Source organism: Tardiphaga sp. (assembly GCF_025356345.1).
In the GTDB taxonomy this organism is placed as follows: Bacteria; Pseudomonadota; Alphaproteobacteria; order Rhizobiales; family Xanthobacteraceae; genus Tardiphaga.
This window is the reverse complement of sequence record NZ_JANXTC010000364.1, coordinates 1-2,397: the sequence shown is the minus strand read 5'-3', so window position 1 is coordinate 2,397 and position 2,397 is coordinate 1. Positions and strand designations below refer to the sequence as shown.

The window sequence follows — 2,397 nt, the reverse complement described above, 5'->3', positions numbered from 1 at the left end:
ATCATGTCGATCCTGATCCGCATCGAATTGATGTATCCGGGCATTCAGATTTTCCACGAATCCCACACCTACAATGTGTTCGTGACCTCGCACGGTCTGATCATGATCTTCTTCATGGTGATGCCTGCGATGATCGGCGGCTTCGGCAACTGGATGGTGCCGCTGATGATCGGCGCGCCGGACATGGCGTTTCCGCGCATGAACAACGTGTCGTTCTGGCTGCTGCCCGCCGCGCTGGCGCTGCTCGTGATCTCCACCTTCGTGGAAGGCGAGCCCGGTGCCAACGGCGTCGGTGCCGGCTGGACCATGTACGCGCCGCTGTCGACCTCGGGCCATCCGGGTCCGGCCGTCGACTTCGCGATCCTGGCGCTGCATCTGGCCGGTGCGTCGTCGATCCTCGGCGCCATCAACTTCATCACCACCATCTTCAACATGCGCGCGCCGGGCATGACCCTGCACAAGATGCCGTTGTTCGTGTGGTCGATCCTGGTCACCGTGTTCCTTCTGCTGCTGTCGCTGCCGGTTCTCGCCGGTGCCATCACCATGCTGCTGACCGACCGCAATTTCGGCACCACCTTCTTCGCGGCCGAAGGCGGCGGCGATCCGGTGCTGTTCCAGCATCTGTTCTGGTTCTTCGGCCACCCTGAAGTTTACATTCTGATCCTGCCAGGCTTCGGCATGATCTCGCAGATCATCTCGACCTTCTCGAAGAAGCCGGTGTTCGGCTATCTCGGCATGGCCTATGCGATGGTCGCAATCGGCGGCATTGGCTTCGTGGTGTGGGCGCACCATATGTACACCGTGGGCATGTCCTCGGCGACGCAGGCCTATTTCGTCGCCGCGACGATGGTCATTGCGGTGCCCACCGGCGTCAAGATCTTCTCCTGGATTGCGACGATGTGGGGCGGCTCGATCGAGTTCAAGGCGCCGATGCTGTGGGCGATCGGCTTCATCTTCCTGTTCACGCTCGGTGGTGTCACCGGCGTCGTGCTGGCCAATGCCGGCGTCGATCGCGTGCTGCAGGATACCTATTACGTCGTGGCTCACTTCCATTACGTGCTGTCGCTCGGCGCCGTGTTCGCGATCTTCGCGGGCTGGTACTACTGGTTCCCGAAGATGTTCGGCTACATGTATTCGGAAGCCATCGCCAAGACGCATTTCTGGGTTACCTTCGTCGGCGTCAACCTGGTGTTCTTCCCACAGCACTTCCTCGGCCTGTCCGGCATGCCGCGTCGTTATGTCGACTATCCCGATGCCTTTGCCGGCTGGAACTTCGTGTCGTCGATCGGCTCCTACATCTCCGGCTTCGCCGTGCTGATCTTCATCTACGGCGTGGTCGATGCCTTCGTCCGCAAGGAAAAGGCCGCCAACAGCCCGTGGGGCGTCGGCGCCACCACGCTGGAATGGACCCTGACCTCGCCGCCGCCCTTCCACCAGTTCGAAGTGCTGCCGCGCGTCCAGTAATCTTTCGCGTGGCGCCATCTGGCGCCGCGCTTGCGTAACGCCCCCGCTGCCCTGAGGGGCGGCGGGGTCGAACCAGAAGTGAGAACGATTTTGTCGGTACTCGACCAGAACGCCATCGACCTGACGCTGCCCCGCATCTCCGAAGCGGGCGTTGCCGATTACATCGCACTGCTCAAACCGCGTGTGATGTCGCTGGTCGTGTTCACGGCACTGGTCGGTTATTTCCTGGCGCCCGGCCATCCGCATCCGGTGATGGCCTTCACCTCGATCCTGTGCATCGCGGTCGGCGGCGGCGCCTCCGGCGCGCTGAACATGTGGTACGAAGGCGATATCGACGCGCTGATGACCCGCACCGCCAACCGCCCGATCCCGCGCGGCCGCGTCACCCGGCCGGAAGCGCTGACCTTCGGCCTGGTGCTGGCGGTCTTCTCGGTGATGACGCTCGGTATCCTGGTCAACTGGCTGGCCGGCGCGCTGCTCGCTTTCACCATCTTCTTCTACGTCGTGATCTACACCATCGCGCTGAAGCGCTGGACCGCCCAGAACATCGTGATCGGCGGCGCCGCGGGCGCCTTGCCGCCGGTGGTGGCGTGGGCGGCGGCCTCGGGCTCGCTGTCGATGGAGCCGATCCTGCTGTTCCTCATCATCTTCTTCTGGACCCCGCCGCACTTCTGGGCGCTGGCGCTGTTCCGCAACGACGACTATTCGCGCGCCGGCGTGCCGATGCTGCCCGTCGTCGCCGGTCCCGATGCGACCCGCCTGCAGATCCTGCTTTATACCGTGGTTCTGGTCGCGATCGCGGTGGCGCCATGGCCGCTCGGCTATTTCTCCGCGGTCTACGGCGTGGCCTCGCTGATCCTGGGTGCCGGCATGCTGTATTTCGCGGTCATCGTCTACAACCGCCGCACCGGCAGCGCCGCGCTGCGCGCCACC

The 2,397-nt window shown here is 63.6% G+C and carries 2 protein-coding genes; both read left to right on the top strand.

Annotated elements, in window-relative coordinates; translation table 11 throughout:
* Window positions 1–3 precede the first annotated feature (3 nt).
* On the top strand, window positions 4–1,464 hold the full coding sequence (gene ctaD, locus Q0S16_RS21800) for a cytochrome c oxidase subunit I (protein ID WP_295852986.1): 1,461 nt from the start codon (window positions 4–6) through the stop codon (window positions 1,462–1,464).
* 90 nt (window positions 1,465–1,554) lie between these two features.
* A partial coding sequence (locus tag Q0S16_RS21795) for a heme o synthase (RefSeq protein ID WP_295852982.1) occupies window positions 1,555–2,397 on the top strand: 843 nt, incomplete at its 3' end.

What these genes read in the sequence shown, in the direction of transcription:
- ctaD (WP_295852986.1), top strand. Translation starts at nt 4, where the DNA reads ATGTCGATCCTGATCCGCATCGAATTGATGTATCCGGGCATTCAGATT.